A 19,452-nucleotide genomic window follows, 5' to 3' on the forward strand; every position below is an offset into this window, starting at 1 on the left:
GTTGTTATTAATCAATTTTCACTGCAAGTATCAGCAACTAAGTGTGTAGACACACGTAATCGAATATCAGGTTGTCATTCCCCCGCCGTAGGCGGGGGAATGACATACGAATTCATATGTCCGGGTACTTACTGTCCATTTATGGCTGATTCATGCCGGCTCGGCGATAAGCCATGTATTAATAGCCAGTTGCAACTGCTGTTTATCAAAAGGTTTGGAAATATGGTCGTTCATTCCTGCTTCCATGCAGCGTTTTCGATGATCATTCAGAGCGTTTGCGGTCAAGGCAATAATGGGAATGTCTTTGGTTGCAGGCTGACTACGAAGAGCTCTGGTGGTTTTGAAACCATCCAGAACAGGCATATTACAATCCATAAGTATCAGATCGTAGTTGTTGTGCTTATTCAGTTGCAGACACTCTTCACCATTCTGAGCCAGAGAAACCTGATACCCTAGTTGTTCAAGCATTCCCTCAGCAACCATACGGTTAATTGGGTTATCCTCGACGACCAGTATGTGCCATTCTTGTGAGATGCCAGCTGAATCTTCATTGGTTAAAAAATCAGTGTCGTCTGAACTGTTCTGATCAACCGTTCTCTCAAGAGCTGCAAGAAGCTGTTTACGAGTCATCGGTAATGGTAGCCAGAACAGGTTTTCCTGATCTGTAACAGGTCGATGGCTGGCCAGAATCACCCGTTGGGAACTGTTGCTCTGGGAGGCTGTCAGTGCTGTTTCCGGGTTGTCGGTAATAAGAACATCCGAGTATTGTCTGATATTGCAGTTTTTATCTTTCTCTTCGAGGGTTCGGTGAGGTAAGTGCCAGTGTGTCAGCAAGTGAGAGCAGCAGTTCTGGAATGACTTGTCGCCATCCAGAGCTATCTGACCAAATCTCACTCTGGAAGGTAGCTCTGGCAGAGTTGCATCGAGAGAAAACTTAAAAGGTAACCTTACTGAAAAAGTACTCCCTTTCCCGGGTTCAGAGATAAGGGTCAAATGACCACCCATGCTGTTAACAATGGCTTGTGTCAGGGGGAGCCCCATGCCAGAACCACCAAATTTTCGGGTTGTATCGGAGCTGGCCTGGGCAAAAGGTTTGAAGATTTCCTCGATGGCTTCTTTCGCAATGCCTATGCCGGTATCCGTGATATTCAGCATGATTGAAACGGTGTCTTCCGATTCTTTCTGGCAGTCCAGCCAGATGCGAATACTGCCGGAATCCGTGAACTTGGCGGCATTACCAATGAGGTTGGTAATGATTTGATGGAACCGGGTCGGGTCGCCAATGACTTCTTCAGGCAGGGTCGGGTCTATGTCGCAAAAAACCGGAACACCTTTGGAAAAAGCACTCTGACCCGTAAGAACGACGACATCTTCCAGTGAGGAGCGAAGATCAAAGGGGATGGTTTCCAGATGCATCTTGCCGGAATCCAGCCTTGATAAATCAAGAATGTCGTTTAACAGAGTGATCAGGTGTGATCCGGAATCTCTGGCAATCATCAGTCTTTGCTGCTGACTGTCAGGCAGCTTTTCATCGAGAACAATGTTCAACATGCCCAACAGTGCATTCAGGGGCGTACGAATTTCATGACTGAGGCTGGAGAGCTGTTGTGTACGCTGAGTCGCTTTGTCCATAGCCTGTGAGCGGGCTTTCTCAAGTTCCTTGTTGGTTTCTTCCAGCGTCAGGTTGTTCTTTCTGAGTTCGGAAGTGCGCCGGGCAATAATGCTTTCCAGCTCTGACAAGTGCTCCCTGAGTTGTTCCTCGGCCACTCGTCGATGATGAAGGTGGTGGTGGATATTATTCAGATAGTGATTAATGGTGCGGGTCAGTAGCCCTATCTCATCTTTTTCATGTCCGATTGGCTCGGGTAACTGTATACGATTGGAGCCGTCTGGTTGCTCGACCATTTTATCGGTCAGAAGCAACAAAGGTTTGGTCAGCATGATATAGAGCATAAAGAACAGAACAGCAGAGAGCAGAAATGTTCGAACCAGCCCTGTCGTCATGGTAATCAGTGAGCGCTCAATAAACTGGCTACTGATAGGACTGGTATCAGCGATGATTTTTAGCCAGCCAAGCTTTTCCTCTTCATCAAACGGAACTTTTAATTCCCTGATATAAGTGCGGTTGGAGCCAAACAGCATATTAGTGAATGCACCAGAAGAAGGGCTGTCTGGGGGGGCACTTGCAGACGCTAGTGAATTACCTGATGGATCGATGATCTCTGCTTGAACAATATGAGGCGACTTGATTAGACCAACAACCAGCTCATGGGCCAGTTCATTATCGATGTTGTAGGCAATTCGGGCAGCAGGGGTACGAGTAATAGCTATATAGTTTTCGATGGTGTCATCAATCTGCTCGTCCTGAGACTGATAGTCACTCAGCACCTGAAACAAGCTGAGAAATATACCCAGAGCAAAAGCGATGAAAACAGTATTTCTTGCCTGTTTGTAGGAAAGTCTATCCCTGAAACGGATTGGCATTGATTGATAGTCACTTGGAAACGAGAAATCCAAGCTTTTTTACCCTCATTTCTACGTTAAAGCAAATCAGAAGACTTAAAAAATATCTTTATTAAAACAAGAGGAGATAAGTATCAGCTTCCTTCTATGAATTAGAAAGGAAACTGAATTATTCATCTTCCTGACCAACGTCTTCTATTTCATCAGGATCAACATCATCGGGAATCGAGTTTTGTGAATCAGACGTTTCTTCCGACTCTCTGTCACTGTCTTCATGATTGTCTGATTCCATAGACTGGGAAGCAGGAATGAACTCTCCGTCAGCTTCATCATGACTACGAGCCGTTGAGGGAATCAGTATTACCAGAGCAAGGGTCAGAGTTGGAATCAGAGAGAGGTACGGCAACATAATTCACTCCTATCAATAGCTGACATAGGCTGTTTTTGAATTCAACGGTTAATGGTTATTGAGAGCTTACAGAGAATGGGATGCCATATAGTTCGTGATTTTTTCGGTGTAACCGAGATATTCCGGTGAACCTTCATGAGAGTAGTTCAGGTTTTTGCAAAGACCGGTCATTTTGACGAAGTAACTCCGAACATCCCCTTTGCTGGTGAAAGAGTACTCTGCAAGTATGACCTTATCGATCAGGTTGAACAGACTTTGCTGCCTGTTGATGGAGCAACTACAGTCTATATCATCAAAAGCATCCTGCTGAAGATAGGTCATATCGAGAAACAGTGATTTCTGCCAGAGGGTATAGTCATCCAGCGTGATACCTTCTTCTCCTGTCACCTGCATCATCTGATTAATACTGTCTCCCTGTATCAGTACAGACTGCATGGTTTTAACACGACTGACCCAGTCTTCTGAAAGGTTATCAGCGTACCAGCCGGAAAGCTGATCCAGGTATCGGGACCAGGAAATCAGTGGATCGATAGCAGGATAAAAGCGTTTATAGGCACGGTCATAAGACAAACCAAGAAAGGTTTTAACGGTATTCAAAGTCGCTTGAGTCACTGGTTCTTCAAAGTTACCGCCGGCGGGTGAAACGGATCCTATCAGGGTCAGTGAGCCCTGTACTCCCAGTTCATTGTTGATTACACCACAACGCTCATAGACTCCTTTAATGGCAGAGTCCATATAAGCTGGAAAACCTTCTTCACCGGGGATTTCTTCGAGACGGTTGGAGGTTTCACGCATAGCCTGTGCCCATCGGGAGGTTGAGTCAGCCAGAGCCAGAACGTTATAGCCCATCTGCCGGTAATACTCGCCCAGAGTCAGTCCGGTATAAATGGAAGCTTCTCTGGCGGCTACCGGCATGGATGAGGTATTGCAGATAATAATGGTTCTGTCGATCAGTGAACCACCGGTAACAGGATCCTGAAGGTGTGGAAATTCCTCGATGGTTTCTACAACTTCGCCAGCCCGTTCTCCACAGGCAATCACGACGACGATGTCCGCATTACTGTAACGGGAAAATGAATGTTGAAGCACTGTTTTACCTGAGCCAAAAGGGCCGGGAATGCAGCCTGTACCGCCCAGAGCAATAGGGAAAAAAGTATCGACAATTCGCTGTGTTGTGACTAACGGTGAGTCCGGATATTTACGACAGGTTTTACCTTTTTTGGCCAGTACTTCACCAATGGAGTGACGCACGGGCCATTTCTGCACCATGGTTAAAGGCTGCTCGTTGCCATGATCATCCTTGACTCTGGCAATAACCGTATCAACGTTAAATGTTCCTTCCTGAATCCAGCTGACTTCAACCTCACCTTCCGTATCAAAAGGCACCATAATCTGGTGAGTAAACCGGCCTTCCGGCACTGTGCCCAATACTTCCCCTGCCTTTAACTTATCACCGGTTTTCGCCACGGCAGAAAAGGCCCAGGTCTCTACCCGATCAAGGGGCGTAACCTGAATGCCTGCTTCCAGAAAGTTACCATACTGGTTGGCGACTCTTTCCAGAGGGTTTTGCAAACCATCAAAAATAGTCGCCAGATTGCCAGGGCCAAGTTCTACCGAGAGCAGCTCTCCTGTTTGAATAACCATATCTCCAACGGCAATGCCTCTGGCTTCCTCATAAACCTGAACATCAGCGGAATTTCCTTCAACCCTCAATACCTCAGCCATCAATTGAGCAGACTGTTTTCTTTCCACCACAATATAAACGACTTCGTTTTTTACCAGAGGTGTGTCAGCCAGTTGTTCAATTGTGACAATATCACCGAGTACAGAAACTACCTGAGCTGTTGGTTTTATACTGTTGGCTGTTGTTCTTGAGGTGGCTATAGCACTGCTGCTCATAGGGATGCTTCCGGCTCAGAGAGTAGAGTTGATTGTTTAAATACAGCATCCATACCGGCTTCGGATAAGATCTGGTGGCTTATTTGATTAAACTTTTCAAGAGCCAAGTCAGGGTTATAGCTGGTCCAGCGAGCAACCAGATTCCATCGAAGGACATAAAGTACAACAGCTTCGAAATCGAAGCTGTGTTTCAGGCCAAACTGACAAAGGTAGTCCCAGATGACTTTCAACAGCAACCTTTCCAGTTCCCCATGTTTACGGTGTTGAAGCAATACACTGGCTTCAGCCACCCATGGAAAAGAGTGTTGCAATCCAAGAGCTGTGTGCGCCCACTGACGTCGAATATAAGGGTAGCGGGAGCCAAAGCTCCACTGCTCATAAGCTGGAGCCTTCTCACCGGCTCTTTTTCTTCTCAATGCTGCGATCAGGGTTCTCATATCGAGACGCCAGGCAATCAGCTGTTTCAGGTCCTGGCCGGGCAGTGATTGAAACAATCTGGCCGTTCTTCTTATCAGGCTGGCTTCGTCAATAGTGCTTTCCAGCCTGCTCCAGTGCATCAGCTCCTCGATGGCAGAGAGCATCTGACGATCGTCATGGTTGAGCATGGACAGTCTGCGATTCAGCTGAATTCTGGAAACAGGCGTGATCTTGCTGTCAAACAGAGAGCTGATATGAGGCAGGGAAGCCAGTAACGTGTAGTAAGTGTTCTCGACCATGATGTGTATCCGTTCTGCTATTTAACAATGCCTTCCAGTAAGGCTCTAAACCTTGGTTGAAGGTGTTGCAGTAGAATGGCGGTTACCGCTTCATCGGAAAGATCAATTTCAACAGCCTGTTGTTTGAGCTTAAATCTGATGCCGGAGAAATCAGATGAGGCAATCGAGAATTCAATGTCTTCTCTGAGTAAGTCAGTAGCCCCTTCCATGACTAGATTCAGCAAGCGGCCATGTTTAATAAGCTCAGGGTCTCGTCTCAGTTCTTCTATTCCGATGACTCTTTCAGGCAATATAATTTCTACTGGTTGACCAGCCCCGGGTTTCTGATTTCCGGCAATTTCCAGAATAATGTTCTTGATCAGCTCTCTACTGTTTAGAGCATTACTGACCAACGAGGTAATCTGCTGAGAGAACTTTTCAATCAGAAACTCCTTCAGTTCCAGAACGGTATCTCTTTCTGCCAGCTGCAAGGCTTCAATCCCTGCCTTGATGGTAAAATCTGCCTGTTGCTGCGCTGATTTTTGAATGGCTTCAGCTTCGGCTTTTGCCTGATCAATCAGTCTGCTGGCTTCTTCACGTGCATCCGCAATGATACTGACGGCTTCTTCCCGGCCGCTGTTTACTCCCTGAGCTTTCAGTTGCTCAATCAACTCCTGAACACCTGTTGAAACGCTGTTTTTGTTGGTGCTATCAGTCATCTTTGAGAATTCCTGTTTACGGATTTAGCTTAAGCGACAATCTGTTGTCCAAGTACCAAAGCAAACACAAAGGCAAATACGGCAAAGCCTTCAACAATGGCTGCAGGCGCTACGGACAATCCAAATATTTCCGGTTTGTTTTTAGCTGAGTTAATGGCTGCGGCGACAGCCTGCCCCTGATAGACAGCGGAATAAAGCAGGGCAATGCCTGTCAGCAGGCCTATCCCAAAGAGTCCGGGAGCACTGTTGACGGAAACGCCAATGGTGTTCAGAGAAAACATAATTACGATGCCGTATATGACCTGTGATGAGGGCATGGCGGAGAGACCAATGAATTTTCCGTAACCACTTTCAACATCCAGCATGGCACCACAGGCAGCCTGGCCTGCGACCGAACAGCCAATAGCAGAGCCAACGGCACCCAGTGCTACAGGGGAGAAAATACCAACCCAGCCAAGGGCAAGAATCAGTGTGTCCATTGGGAAACCTCGTGTTTGCAGAATGATTGAAATGGATACCCTTCCTCAGGGATTCCCCAGTTAACAAATTCAATAACGTTCAGACGCATACCATGAACCACGCCGCTCATTACACAGAGTGCAAAATTAAGCAGATGACCAAACAGAAGAATCAGGGCACTGGACAGTACCCCCATGACAGGGCTGGACTGTAAGGCACTGGCGGCCAGTGAATTGAAGGTCAGAGCCAGAGATGCACCCGAAAGCCCCAGAGCAAACAGTCGCATATAGCTCAGCACATCCCCGAAAGCCGAGCTGATGTTATAGAGAGATTTTAATCCTGAGATAAGCCTTAGTAGGGCATCCTTAATAGAATGTACTGGTCGGTTGTCAGAAAAAAACAACACCAGAATTGAGCCCACAGTCAGCAGTGCAGGGGCAATGGTCGAAAAGAAGGGTTTGGGAATGATTTCCGTCATTCCCAGCCAGCCTAGAAGGCCAGCCAGCAAGTTAATAGACCAGCCAAGAGGAACTAGGGAGGCACTGCTGTCTTTCAGACTAACGGCAGACATCAGGTTGGCAATGAGCAGGTGAAACACACCAATAATGATCGAGAGCCTCATCATGGCGTTGTAATCATTGAGGTTGATAATGGCGAGGTCTGCCAGCAAACCTTCTTTTGGTGAGACGCCAAAATAGCTGCCCACCATACAGCCCCAGATCAAGCCAAAGAGAGCCATGATAAAGCCCAGATTTAAAAGTCTTTTATTCTGTGCAGTGCTCGAAATACGACGTTTTATGAAAAATACAATTATCCCGATCAGTAAGCTGTAGCAGGCATCACTGATGATCATGGCAAAAAACAGCGAGAAGGAAAAAAAGACAGTTTTGCCCGGATCCCAGGTTCTATAGCCGGGTGTTTGAAAAAATCCCAGGGCGTCCGCTCCACCACCAACACTAGCCGACTTTTGTAATAGAGTTGGCGGTGCATCGTTAGGTGTCGGAGGTTCAAACTGGACGGCCAAACAGTGTTCCTTACAGTACTGTTTGATAAGCGATTCTTTGACCTTTGGTAACCAGCCCTGAATAAGAAAGAACTCTTCCTCGTTGAGAGTACCTGTACTGGCTTTCGTTAAACTGACCTGATCGCGAAGACGGGCAACAGAGGTTGATATTAAATGAAGCCAACGGCTGAGGTCTTCACGCTCAGCCAGTAACTCATCGAGTTGCTGCTCTGATATTTCCAGTTCAGACTCAAGGCTTGATAAGGAAATTTCACCGACATGAGATCTGGGTGCAGGAAGTTTTTGCTCAGGATCTTCAAGTGAAATGATAACTATGTAACTTTCAACGAGGCTCTGGTGAATGACTTTATAGCAAAGGCTGTTGGCCGCAGCCGACTGAAAGAAATCATCAAGACTGTTGTCAGGAACAACATAAAACCAGAGCCTTTGATCATGCAGCTCGTTCAAGTCGGGAAAACTGAAATCCCCCCAGGGAGTTACTTCCTGTATACGTTCCTGCAGTTTATCTCTCTTGTCCGACACGGCGCGATACTGGCTCTTGTTCTGTAGGGTTTTTTCAATAGCCCGATTAATCTCTTCAGCGCTTGATTCTTTAAATTGGCGTCTGGGAGAGGGAACACGCTCCAGCCATTGCACCGCTTCATTGGCGGTAGATAAAATATTACTGTCGTTAGTTTGTGAGTTGTCGGGTGCCAGTGGAATTAGATGAAGGCAGCCGACCTCCTGTAAACCGGATAAAACCTTCTGCTTTTTATCTGCAGGTCCGTATAACGTCATTCGGTAGAGAGCTTCTATCGCCATAGCATTTTCAGTTCAGGAGTGAACCTGAAGCTGCTCCCTGTAGTTCGGTTTGATATGCCCCCTGGCTTTAGCCAGCTTAGCGTTGATAATGCTGGCTCGATCCTGATCTGACAGGTAAATCTGTATTTTCTGAATATTCTTTTTGCCTTTCGGTATCAAAACTTTTGAGAAAAGGTTTACACGCTGCGCAGTGGTCTGGCTTGCCTTGGCCAGCTTCTCGAGTCGTTCTTTGCGAATATGGTGTTCCAGCTGCCAGGTCAAGGCTTGCTGCATCAGTTCGACATACATATCAACCCAGTGAGGCATAGCCAGGTCACTGTAGGGTATTACCCGCAGTTTGAGCTCATGCAGAATAGGAACCCTTGTACCGACAATATTCTCTTCTCTGATTTCAGTTTTTTCTATTTTGACCAGCGGCTCTACGTCCACATCTTTTCGGGAAAGCATGGGAAGCTCTCTGGCCACTTGTTCAAGAACGTTACCCAGTTTCTGCTCTGCTTCCTCAATAGCAATTTCAGCCTTCTGCAATTCAACCAACAACTGCTGTCGTTTTAACTCCAGCGCAGGTAGATAGCGGTTATAGGCTTTGAGATTCTGCTTTTCTCTGTTCAGCGTACTTTTACTGAGAGTGAGTGAGGTCATTGTGATGTGACCTCTGCTGCCGTTTCAGGGGCAGACTGAAGTGGCCAGTATTTATCGAGAAGACTTTGTTTAATCAGTGTTTCATCCTGAGAGAAACATTCGGCCAGTGTCTGCCAGCCAAGGTCAAGGGCTTCTTCCAGCGGCAAACTGACATTCAAAGACATAAAGCGCTGTTTGAATTTATCACCAAATTCCAGTGTCTTCTGATCATAGTCCGACAGCTCAAAAGCCATGGCTTGTTTCTGTTTAGCGTTTACTGCATCGGAATAGAAACGAATCATGGTGTTCATAATGGCCGCATGGTCATCACGGGTTTCTTTCCCCTGAACCATTTGCTTCAGTCGTGACAGTGAGCCAAAGGGATCAATGACGCCGTTGTGCAGATAGAATTGACCTTCAGTAATATAGCCCGTGTTATCAGGCACCGGATGTGTCACATCATCCCCGGGCATAGTGGTGACAGCCAGAATGGTAACTGAGCCAGCGCCTTTATAGTCGCAGGCTTTTTCATAGCGGCGGGCCAGTTGAGAGTAAAGATCGCCCATATAGCCACGGTTTGCTGGAATCTTGTCCATGGCAACACCAATCTCTTTCATGGCATCGGCATAGCTGGTCATATCGGTCAGGAGGACAAGGACTTTCTTGTTTTCTTCTACTGCGAAATGCTCGGCAACCGCCAGCGCCATATCAGGTGTCAGCAGTCGTTCAACAATAGGATCTGAAGCCAGATTACTGAACATCACCGTCCGTGCAGATACGCCAGCATCTTCAAAGGTAGTTTTGAAAAAATGAAAGTCATCAAAGATAAGTCCCATACCCGCGAAGACCACGACATCAGCTTCGGCCTGAATGGCAATACGTGCCAGAAAGCGGTTATAAGGCTCGCCTGCTACGGAAAAAATTGGGATTTTCTGGGATTCGACCAATGTATTGAACACATCAATCATCGGAATATTCGTCCTGACCATTCTTGAAGCCAGTACACGCCGTACCGGATTAACAGAAGGGCCATCAATTTCTACTTTCGGTTCCTGCTCAAGTGTCGGGCCGTCATCAAGAGCGTCCCCTGAGCCTCGAAAAATTCGACCAAGGATATTTCCGGAATAGGTCACTTTCATGGGTTCACCCAGAAAGGAAACAGCTGCTTCTGTGGATAAACCTTTGGTGCCACTGAATACCTGAAGCGATACTTCTTCCCGGTGCAGCTTTATAACCTGAGCCAGAGAATAAAAGCGCCCTTGCTGCTGGATAATAGCGAGATCGCCAAACCCGATGTGTTCACTGATTCCGGACTGTGATGGAACTTTTACTCTGACAAGATCTCCGACAATGCTCAGGATCTGAGTAAATTTCAGCAAACTCTGGGGCATCACTGCTCCTGATGGTTTGGATTGTTAAATTGAAAGTGAGTGCAACTGTTCAGCTAAGGATTGCTCAGCTAACGAGTGAGACCCATTAGCTGCAAAGTTGGCAGAACAATAGTAGACAAGGTTGCAGCTTTTGCTGGAAGAAAATGAAGAAATTCAGGAAATGACTTTAGAAAGGATATGGATGCAGCCAGAATGTTTTGGCTGCATCTATTAAAACCTAGATGATGTTCTGTTCGGCTTTATCTCCGAGCGTTGCAACCATTACAGCCTTGATGGTGTGCATACGGTTTTCAGCCTGATCAAAAACCACACTGTGCCTTGATTCGAATACGTCCTCGGTGACCTCAAGACCATTCATGCCGTACTTTTCCGCAACGTCTTTGCCGATGGTGGTGTCATCGTTGTGAAACGCTGGCAGGCAATGCAGGAAGTGAACGTCAGGGTTACCGGTTTTCGCCAGCAGTTCATTGTTAACCTGATAGGGGGTCATCAGGCTGACTCGTTCATCCCAGGCTGCGGCTGGTTCCCCCATGGAAACCCAGACATCGGTGTAGATAAAGTCACAACCGGCTACTGCTTCATCAATATTCTGAGTAGCGGTAATCTTGGCTCCGGTTTGCTGGGCAATTGTCTGACATTTTTCGATCAGCTCCGGATCTGGTGTGAAACCTTCGGGAGCCGCGACACGAAAATCGATCCCCATTTTGGCACAACCCACCATCAGGGAGTGAGCAACATTGTTGCGGCCATCACCCATGTAGCAGAGCTTCATCTGGTTCAGGGTTTTACCATTGCCGTATTCGAGCATGGTGAGAAAATCTGCAAGAACCTGAGTAGGGTGCCATTCATCGGTTAAACCGTTCCAGACAGGAACACCTGAAAATTCTGCCAGTTCTTCAACGTGCTGCTGGGAGTGGCCACGAAACTCGATACCGTCGTACATTCTGCCCAGAACTCTGGCTGTGTCTTTCACAGATTCCTTGCTGCCCATCTGTGAACCACCGGCAATGTATGTGACATTAGCCCCTTGATCGAAACTGGCTACTTCAAAGGCACAGCGGGTTCGAGTCGATGTTTTCTCAAAGATCAGGGCAATGTTTCGCCCTTTGAGAAACTGTGGCTCTTTTCGCTCTTTTTTCGCAGCTTTAAGTTGCACAGATAGCTCAAGCAGAGCCGCTATTTCAGTGGTGGTAAAGTCCAGCAGTTTCAGAAAGTGACGTTCTGGCAGTCTGAAATCCATGGTAGTACTCGCTCAGCTTTGTTATTGCTTTGGGCCGATGATGAAACTCATGGCGACAGTAAGAGGCAATAATCGAATATTATTCTCAGTCTGTCTATATGTTTTGCTAAAAATTAGCATAAATATTCATGTATTTTGAGTATTTAGCTAAATAGGGGGCTTTATATGGTTATAGATTTGTTGAACAGGAAAGGCTAGTAAAAACGCAGCAGTCACTATGGGAGCAACAATAATGACGACAGGTTTAAGCCAGCCCATCATTGCATAATATGATTGAACCAGTAAATGAAGGCCGACGTTTGAAGCATGCTGCCATTCTCCCTCAAAAATCAGGCCAGAGATTCCATTGAGATACCCTCCTGTTAACAGGACAAAAAAATCATAATGCTCTAATTCCAGTGCCCGGGTTGTACAGGAATAGTCATCACTGTTTATCGTGGCCCCAGCACTTAATAATTGCTGCCCTGCTTCCAGGTTGTTTTCCTGAATAGCCACAGATAATGCTGTTATGAGTATTATGGATGATGAATCTTTCAGGTTAACTTTTCGCTCCAGAGTTGCATCGATATCAGCATGGGCTGCCACCAGAGAAGTAATGATCTTTGGTTGTGATTGCAGAACTGCTGCCATCAATGCAGTCTGGCCATCCGCGTCGGTGATGTTGGGATCAGAGCCAGCAGATAAAAGTCTTTCAACAGCATGGGGCTGCTCACTGTAGATAACCAGATGCAGGAGAGGGACCTGCAGACTCTCAATGATTTGGTTCGGATCAGCTCCAGCCTTTATCAGTCGGTCGAAGTACTGTTGCTTTGCGTAGAAGCTGGCTAATGCCAAGGAGGTGATGTTCTGCGTATTGGAAACAGAGACTTCCTGATTAAAAATGGGCTGCCTTTTGGTTTTGCTGAATCGCTTTATATAAGTCAGTAATCGATTAAATGATTCAAACTGGTTGTATCGGATGGCAAGAAATAAGGCATTCTCATTTTTTGACGTTACTTTTTGAAAAATGGCGTTATTTTCTAGCAGCAGGCTGGCCAGAGCAGGGTAACCATGGTTAATTGCCAGATGTAATGGTGTGTACAATACTCGCTTGTTTTGGTGGTTTATATTGGCACTGTTGACTAATAGTGTTTTGCAACCTTCAGTATTGTTCACCATCACTGAATGATGAAGAGCGGTATTGCCCAAAGAGTCTGTAGAGTCGACACTGGCACCCAGCTCCAGAAAGCGGCTCAATTGCTCATTACATTGAAAGTGGGCAGCAAGGATAATTGCCGTTTCTCCTCGGCCGTTGATAGATTTATCAATCTCGTCGGGGTTCTCTTCTAAATAAAGCCGATAATTTTCGCCGCAGATATAGCTTATGAGCTGGTCATCGTAGGTCAGAGTCAGGTTAAGTAACGATTCGGGGGCTATTACTTTATGACCCTCCTCAGCAGGAGCCGAAGCAGAAATGCTCTTACTGATAAAAAACAGGAAGAGTGCTCTGCTTGAAAATAAGAAGAGGTACTTTGGAAAGAGTTTAAACACAGTACATCTGCTTTGGCCAAAGCAATTGACTATAGACGACTTAGCAGGAAGCGCTTGGTAGCATATTCAAGGGTAAGCGAGCCAGGGATATCACTCCCAAGCTCTTTTCGAAAGAATGTGCTTTAGCCTTGCTGATAAGCCTTTCGAACTTCGTCGGCAATGATGCTGATACCCTGATCAACGGTTATATGGTCGCGGGTGAAGGTCATTCTCAGGCACTCATGTTTGTGGCGCCAGTCATCAGCAATCCCCGGGAAAAAGTAATGGCCAGAGACAACCAGTACATTACGTTTTTTCAGACGCTCATAAAGTTCCTGACTGGAGATAGGCAGACCCTTAAACCAGAGCCAGAGGAACATGGCGCCTTCCGGCTTATGCACCTGCCATGGCAAGCCAGCCATATGTTTCTTCAGAGAGCTAACTGCAAACTGAGCCTGGTTTTCATAGTAAGGACGAATCACGTTGCGACTCAAGTCAACAATGCTGTCGTCTTTAATCATATCCAGAGCAATCAGGCTACCGAAGCTGTTTGGTGCCAAATTCATAATCGCATTAATACCTGACAGGGCTTTAATCACCTGCTCATTAGCAATCACGATACCAGTACGTGCCGCAGGCAGACCCAGTTTGGAAAGGCTCAGGCAGAGAATGGTATTTTCATTCCATTCCGGGTTGGCATCGGTATAAATCAGGTTCGGGAATGGCGTGCCATAAGCTCCATCGATAATCAGAGGAATATCGTTGGCCCTGGCCATTTCATCCAGTCGACTGACTTCTTCATCGGTCAGAACATTACCGGTTGGGTTGGTGGGGCGGGAAGCACAGATAGCACCGGTACGTTCGTCGACTTTAAGAGCGTTAAAGTCAACACGGTACTTGAACATATGGTCATTGATTTGCTCGATTTCAGGCTTGTTCGCCAGAAAGAAATCGTTACTCAAACCCGCATCGGCATAACCAATATATTCCGGTGCCAGTGGCAGCTGAATACGTTTATGTGAGCCGTCGTCATAATCTCCGGCAAACATATTGAACAGCATAAAGAAAGCCGCCTGGCTGCCATTGGTTAATGCAATATTATCTGCGGTCAGTTTCCAGCCGTACTGGCGATTCAAAAAAGCAGCCAGCTCGGTAACAAATTCTTTCTCACCTTGGGGTGGGTCATAGGTGCCGGTCAAACGGGTAAACTCGGCCTGACTGTCCAGGATTTTCTGCAGTCGCTGGCGAAATACGTCTTCCACTTCAGGGATATGAGCGGGATTGCCACCGCCCATCATTATCATATCCTGTCCACCGGCCAGCGCATGACCAAGATCGTCCATGAGCTGAAGAATGCCGGAGTGACTGGTGAATTTTGTACCAAACGTGGAAAGCTTCATGCCTGCCTCAAATTATCATTATGATCGCTGATAAACATCTGCCATAAAAGCACCGATCGAGCTTTCCAAAGACCTCGTGAGTCTCGGAAAGATGGTGCTTTTTGTTTATGGCTGACTGGCCAGTTTAACCGACAATGGTCTGGCTTGCATAAAGTTTGGGACTACATTTTTTATAGGGAACGGGTTTTATAGGGGGCGGGCTTTATACAGAACAAGAGCGATTCTTGCTGTAATCATGCACCTGGATTTTACCTTCCTTGATCGCCTGCTCAATTTCCTGAAGTGTTTTGCGATATTTCTTCGGCAGTATAGGTTGATTATCAGCACCTCTGACCCAGCCAATACCACCGTTTTTCAGATTCATAATAGTAGTGCCTGACTGCCAGTAGCCGTTCATGGCATTGACCCAGACGTCATAAACGGCGATGCCTGCATGTTTTAACATGGCAGTGAGTATCAGCTCGCCATCAATCCAGTTCTGGTTTGAGTCAGCGCCAATGGCATGAATACCTTTGAAATGAGCTGCGGAAAAAACACCAATGGCGCTGCGCCCTGAAGCGGTATAAATAACGTCAGCTCCACGTTTGATCTGTTTAGTGGCCAGCTGTCTGCCTTTCTCTGGCTCGTTAAAGGCAGCAGCCTCTGTACCAATCATGGATTTGAGGACTTTGATATCATTTTTTATAGCATTGGCACCTTGTTGGTAACCACACTCAAACCGTTTGATCGGCGGTGTTGGCATACCACCAATAAAACCAATGGTGTCAGTTTCAGTCAGCATGGCAGCAAGAGCGCCGACGAGGTAAGAGCCTTCCTGTTCGGCAAAGACTAAAGATCGAACATTGGGCTTATCGACGCTCTGATCAATGGTGATAAAGAACGCATCAGGGTAATCATCAGCAATCTCCTCAACCAGCAGAGCTGTGCGGTAGCCCACGGTAACGATAGGGCCGTAGCCTTTGGCGGCCAGACTTTCCAAACCTGCTTTCAGAGCGTATCTGAGTTGAGGTTCCTGTTGTTCCACTGCAATATCAAAATCTGCCTGAAAACGTCTGACGCCGTTGAGATAAACATCCTCACTGAAGGTACGGTCAAATTTACCGTTGATGTCATAAACGACAGCGGGTTTAAAAGTAAAGGCGTTGGCATTGAGGACGAATACTGAAATTAAAACCAGAAAAAGACGCACCATTCCTATGCGCATGGCGATTCTCCGAATTATTTTTGTGTTATTTAATACACAGTTGCTACGACTTGGCCTGCTGCATATCTTTGAACAGGTCGTGTGATTATTGTTATCGGAAAGTGAAAACCGGTGATGGTTTCTCAGTCAGCTGAATTATCCAATGGGCCTAGAGTAACAAGGGATAAGGTCTTCGTCTTGATATGATATTCCACTAGTTTATTTCGTATGTTCCGTTTTAATCAGGAGTTAACAGAAAATAGGCGTTCTTGCGTTAACTTGTGTTTTATACCAGTGAAGTAGTCTGTTCTATTTGGTAATGAAGTCTTAAAACAGCTGCATGGATACAATATTCCAGCAAAATTTATTGTATTGACTAATCTGTTGTTTCAGTGAAAAACCTATTAATAAATTTCTGTGGATAACTCCACTTCAGCTGGATCAGGGCAGTAATGAAAAGCTGTTTAAAAAGAATACGTATTTATTTAATCCTGCTGTGCTCAGTTTTACCTGCTTCGCGGCTCTGTGCCAGTAGCCTGCTGGATTTATACATGGGCGTTGACCTGATCGGGCAACTGTCCTTGAAAGGAACCTATCTTTCTATCAACCCAAAGCCTCCGTTTTATATGCTACCGGAGTTGAGTTTGGAAGACAGGGTAAGGTTAGTGGAATCACTAAAACCTCGGCAGTACAGCAGGCCAGAGCCGCCACAACCAGACAGAGTTAATGGTGCTGAGGATCAGAGCCTCGAACAAGCGGCTATAAAGGTTAATGATGTAGAGAGAAAACAACAAAATTCCCGCCTGTTAATACGAGGTATGAAGGTTCTTTCCGGAGAGACAATGACTGATGACTACACGGTTATTGTTGAAAATGGTGTGATCAGTCAGGTCGTAGCCACGGCAGCGGTAAATAAACAGGAAGGAGATGAAGAACACGATTATCACGCTGTAGGTGGAATAGTTCTTCCCGGCTTTATTGATCTGCTATTACATGGTGCAGCAGGAGTTGATGTTATGGAGGGTAAGGCTGCTGTTTTGACCATAGCAAACAGGCTGGTGGAAGAAGGTACCACAGCATTTCTGGCTGGAACCATGACACAAAGCCCTGAGCTGACTTTAGCTGCGATCAAGGGAGTACAGGCAGCAATGAAACAGCAGGCATCTGCAGGGATAGAGGGCTCTGAAATATTGGGAGTTCATGCCGAAGGGCCTTTTTTCTCGCCCCATAAAATGGGCTGCCATCTTCCTTCCTGTCAAAGAGTACCGGATCTTTTAGAAGTTGAAACCTGGCAGCAGGAAGCAGACGGTATTGTTAGAGTTATTACTCTGGCTCCCGAACTGCCGGAGGCTGAGGAGTTTATCGCGGTATGTAAAAGTGCAGATATTATTCTATCCATTGGGCATACATCCTGTGACGGCAATGAAGCCTTTGATTACATCGGAAGGGGAATTGGTCTGGCTACACACCTGTTCAATGCCATGCCTGACGGTGGGCATTCGCCCGGCACTGCAGGTTGTGCAATGGGTATTTTGAGAACCGGAATACCTTACACCTTGATCGCAGATAAACATCATCTGGACAGCTCGATAATATACGGCCTGACAGAATGGCGTTCATTTACTCAAAGAGCCATTCTTATCAGCGATGGAATCAGTGCCAAGTACGTTGGTGAAGGCGAGTTCGAATTGGGTGGTCAGGAGATTGTTGTTGAAGGTGATAAGGCAAAATTGAAAGGGAAGAGCAATCTGGCTGGCAGTTTGTTGAAAATGAATGAAGCGGTCAGAAATATAATTGAATTCAGTGCTGGACAGCTAACACTGGCAGAAGCTGCCCTGCTGGCAAGCCGTAACCCGGCCAAGGTGTTGAAGCTGGACCATGTTAAAGGTTTGATAAAAGCAAACATGCATGCTGATCTTGTGATTCTTGATGAAAATTATGATGTGCTGGCGACCTATCGTTTCGGGCAAAAAGTTTTTCCATCAGGCGGCTAATAAAACCAGACTTGTCTGTTTTTACTTTAAATATTCACTATCAGCCCGAATCAATGTTTATCACCTTAATCATGCTTGTTAACTTCAGTAAGATGTCTGACGACTTGTTGTTATCCATTGTTTAGCTTTCTAAACAGCCTTATAGATAAAGTCGGAAGCCATTATGCTTAAGAAGACCTCTGCTGTTCTTGCCCTGTCCCTGCTGTCCGGATTCACCAGTGCTCTGGAGATTGAAGTCGGTGCCACTCTGCCTGCAGTCAAAGTAACCGATGGTGGTGAAATGGTTGTGGTTAAAGATTCTGTTGAATATCAAAGCTGGAGCAGCGATACCGGCGCAGGCAAGGTTCGACTGATTAACGCTATTGCCGGCCGTGGTGAAGCGTCTGAAATGACCACTCCGGTTATGTCTTCCCTGACTGACGCGGGTCTTCCAGCAGAACAGTTCCAGACCGTCACCCTGATTAACAAGGACGATGCCATGTTTGGTACCGGCGGTTTCGTTCAATCAGCGTCTGAAGAAAACAAACTGAAAAGCCCTGAAGCGACCATTATTCTGGATGAAGAAGGCACAGTGCATGAAGCCTGGGATCTGCAAAGCAAGAGTGGAGCCATTATCGTAGTAGGCAAGGACAATAAAGTACTTTATGTAAAAGAAGGTGCCATGTCTGAAGCTGATGCGAAAGAAGTGATGACGACTATCAAGGCAAACATCTAATCGCGTGTTCTAAGAGGCTGTTTAAAACAGCCTCTTAGCGTCAGGGGCGAACCAGATCCTGATATTATTTCACCATGCCAATAAACTGCAGCACCGAACCGTCCGGATGATGAACATACTGCAGTCCTGTAAAACCCTGAGTTTGAAATGAGTTCTCCAGTCGCACCTGCATGGAATAGCGTGCTTTGGTAATCAATTGTCCATTCTGCTTGTTGAAGAAGTGTACTTCCAGACCGTGAACCGTTTGTTTGACGGCAACCCTGAAAGTAGGAAAATCATTCACTTCCCTGGCCGCTGTCGATGACTGACCGTAGTCCAGTTGTATGGGCAGAGTCACCGCCTTCCCCATAGCTTTTTCATTAACCTGAAAATAGAAATTCAGTGCAGCGTCCTGTGACATGGCCATCGCAGCTGATGAAATCATCCAGCAAAGAACCACTGTCAGAATTCCAAATCCCCTTTTCATGGTCGTTTCCATTTGTTGCAAGTCTCTGCCTATGTTCTCGACCAGACCTGAAAAAACATGACGTAGACCCTCTCCATGACAAAGTTGCAGATGCTTCGATTGTTAATGATTAGGTGCTTTTGCCTATGTCTGCATGCGGTGTACTGCTGTACTGTTGCACCATTACAGTTTAAGAGTGTTTTTTTGATTATGAATGTCGAGCAGTGGCTGAAGGTGGTTGACCTTCTTCAGGAGCAGGAAGATGTAGCTGCACTGCGTAGGATTTTAGCGGTACTGCTAACCCCCGAGGAGCAGGATGCCATTGCATCAAGGCTTTCCATTATGAGAGCACTGCTGGCCGGCAATATGTCCCAGAGGGAAATAGCTGCCGATCAGGGCGTCAGTATTGCCAAAGTGACCCGCTGTTCAAACTATCTGAAAAGACTCAGCGAAGAAGAAAAAATGCTGGTTATCAACCAGTAATA

At 46.4% G+C, this 19,452-nt stretch carries 17 protein-coding genes; 3 read left to right on the forward strand and 14 right to left on the reverse strand.

The annotated features are described in order from the left end of the window. Positions 1 to 150: 150 nt before the first annotated feature. The 13 genes from EOPP23_RS05155 to EOPP23_RS05215 all read right to left on the reverse strand — a co-directional run bounded on the left by EOPP23_RS05155 (position 151) and on the right by EOPP23_RS05215 (position 15,834). Positions 151 to 2,517 (reverse strand): response regulator, encoded by a 2,367-nt coding sequence (locus EOPP23_RS05155; RefSeq protein WP_153764872.1) that lies wholly within the window; start codon positions 2,515 to 2,517, stop codon positions 151 to 153. A 115-nt stretch (positions 2,518 to 2,632) separates the two neighbouring features. Next, positions 2,633 to 2,872 carry a hypothetical protein gene (locus EOPP23_RS05160; RefSeq protein ID WP_153764873.1) on the reverse strand — a complete coding sequence of 80 codons (240 nt, stop codon included), beginning with the start codon at positions 2,870 to 2,872 and terminating at the stop codon, positions 2,633 to 2,635. A gap of 66 nt (positions 2,873 to 2,938) precedes the next feature. After that, on the reverse strand, positions 2,939 to 4,771 hold the full coding sequence (locus EOPP23_RS05165; protein ID WP_153764874.1) for a V-type ATP synthase subunit A: 1,833 nt from the start codon (positions 4,769 to 4,771) through the stop codon (positions 2,939 to 2,941). Continuing rightward, a complete protein-coding gene (locus EOPP23_RS05170; protein WP_153764875.1) occupies positions 4,768 to 5,487 on the reverse strand; it encodes a hypothetical protein in 720 nt (239 codons plus the stop codon). The genes EOPP23_RS05165 and EOPP23_RS05170 overlap by 4 nt, the downstream gene beginning before the upstream one ends. A 17-nt stretch (positions 5,488 to 5,504) precedes the next feature. Then, positions 5,505 to 6,185 (reverse strand): hypothetical protein, encoded by a 681-nt coding sequence (locus tag EOPP23_RS05175; protein ID WP_153764876.1) that lies wholly within the window; start codon positions 6,183 to 6,185, stop codon positions 5,505 to 5,507. 29 nt (positions 6,186 to 6,214) lie between these two features. Then, positions 6,215 to 6,664, reverse strand: a complete 450-nt coding sequence (locus EOPP23_RS05180; RefSeq protein ID WP_153764877.1) for an ATP synthase subunit C — start codon at positions 6,662 to 6,664, stop codon at positions 6,215 to 6,217. Further along, positions 6,652 to 8,469, reverse strand: a complete 1,818-nt coding sequence (locus tag EOPP23_RS05185; protein ID WP_153764878.1) for a V-type ATP synthase subunit I — start codon at positions 8,467 to 8,469, stop codon at positions 6,652 to 6,654. Before EOPP23_RS05185 ends, EOPP23_RS05180 begins: the two co-directional genes overlap by 13 nt. Positions 8,470 to 8,481: 12 nt before the next feature. Then, positions 8,482 to 9,111, reverse strand: coding sequence for a V-type ATP synthase subunit D (locus EOPP23_RS05190; protein ID WP_153764879.1), 630 nt, complete (start codon positions 9,109 to 9,111; stop codon positions 8,482 to 8,484). After that, positions 9,108 to 10,481 (reverse strand): V-type ATP synthase subunit B, encoded by a 1,374-nt coding sequence (locus EOPP23_RS05195; protein ID WP_153764880.1) that lies wholly within the window; start codon positions 10,479 to 10,481, stop codon positions 9,108 to 9,110. Before EOPP23_RS05195 ends, EOPP23_RS05190 begins: the two co-directional genes overlap by 4 nt. 217 nt (positions 10,482 to 10,698) lie before the next feature. Continuing rightward, complete coding sequence (argF, locus tag EOPP23_RS05200; RefSeq protein ID WP_153764881.1) at positions 10,699 to 11,721, reverse strand: ornithine carbamoyltransferase; 1,023 nt, start codon at positions 11,719 to 11,721, stop codon at positions 10,699 to 10,701. Between the two features lie 147 nt (positions 11,722 to 11,868). Then, positions 11,869 to 13,251: an ankyrin repeat domain-containing protein gene (locus EOPP23_RS05205; RefSeq protein ID WP_153764882.1), complete on the reverse strand. Its 1,383-nt coding sequence runs from the start codon at positions 13,249 to 13,251 to the stop codon at positions 11,869 to 11,871. Positions 13,252 to 13,373: 122 nt separating this feature from the next. Further along, positions 13,374 to 14,630, reverse strand: coding sequence for a valine--pyruvate transaminase (locus EOPP23_RS05210; protein WP_153764883.1), 1,257 nt, complete (start codon positions 14,628 to 14,630; stop codon positions 13,374 to 13,376). A 202-nt stretch (positions 14,631 to 14,832) separates the two neighbouring features. Further along, positions 14,833 to 15,834: a BMP family ABC transporter substrate-binding protein gene (locus EOPP23_RS05215; RefSeq protein ID WP_153764884.1), complete on the reverse strand. Its 1,002-nt coding sequence runs from the start codon at positions 15,832 to 15,834 to the stop codon at positions 14,833 to 14,835. Positions 15,835 to 16,364: 530 nt separating this feature from the next. On the opposite strand from EOPP23_RS05215, the gene nagA reads away from it, so the two are divergent. Continuing rightward, positions 16,365 to 17,807, forward strand: coding sequence for an N-acetylglucosamine-6-phosphate deacetylase (gene nagA / locus EOPP23_RS05220; RefSeq protein ID WP_194842500.1), 1,443 nt, complete (start codon positions 16,365 to 16,367; stop codon positions 17,805 to 17,807). 163 nt (positions 17,808 to 17,970) lie between these two features. Next, entirely contained in the window at positions 17,971 to 18,522 is a 552-nt protein-coding gene (locus tag EOPP23_RS05225; protein ID WP_153764886.1) for a YtfJ family protein, read from the forward strand. A 64-nt stretch (positions 18,523 to 18,586) separates the two neighbouring features. Here the strand turns inward: EOPP23_RS05225 and EOPP23_RS05230 are convergent, their stop codons facing one another. Continuing rightward, positions 18,587 to 18,988, reverse strand: coding sequence for a hypothetical protein (locus EOPP23_RS05230; RefSeq protein ID WP_153764887.1), 402 nt, complete (start codon positions 18,986 to 18,988; stop codon positions 18,587 to 18,589). Positions 18,989 to 19,177: 189 nt separating this feature from the next. Between EOPP23_RS05230 and trpR the strand changes: the two genes are divergently transcribed. Further along, on the forward strand, positions 19,178 to 19,450 hold the full coding sequence (gene trpR, locus EOPP23_RS05235; protein ID WP_228550611.1) for a trp operon repressor: 273 nt from the start codon (positions 19,178 to 19,180) through the stop codon (positions 19,448 to 19,450). Positions 19,451 to 19,452: the final 2 nt, after the last annotated feature.

It is taken from the genome of Endozoicomonas sp. OPT23 (assembly GCF_009653635.1).
GTDB lineage: Bacteria > Pseudomonadota > Gammaproteobacteria > Pseudomonadales > Endozoicomonadaceae > Endozoicomonas_A.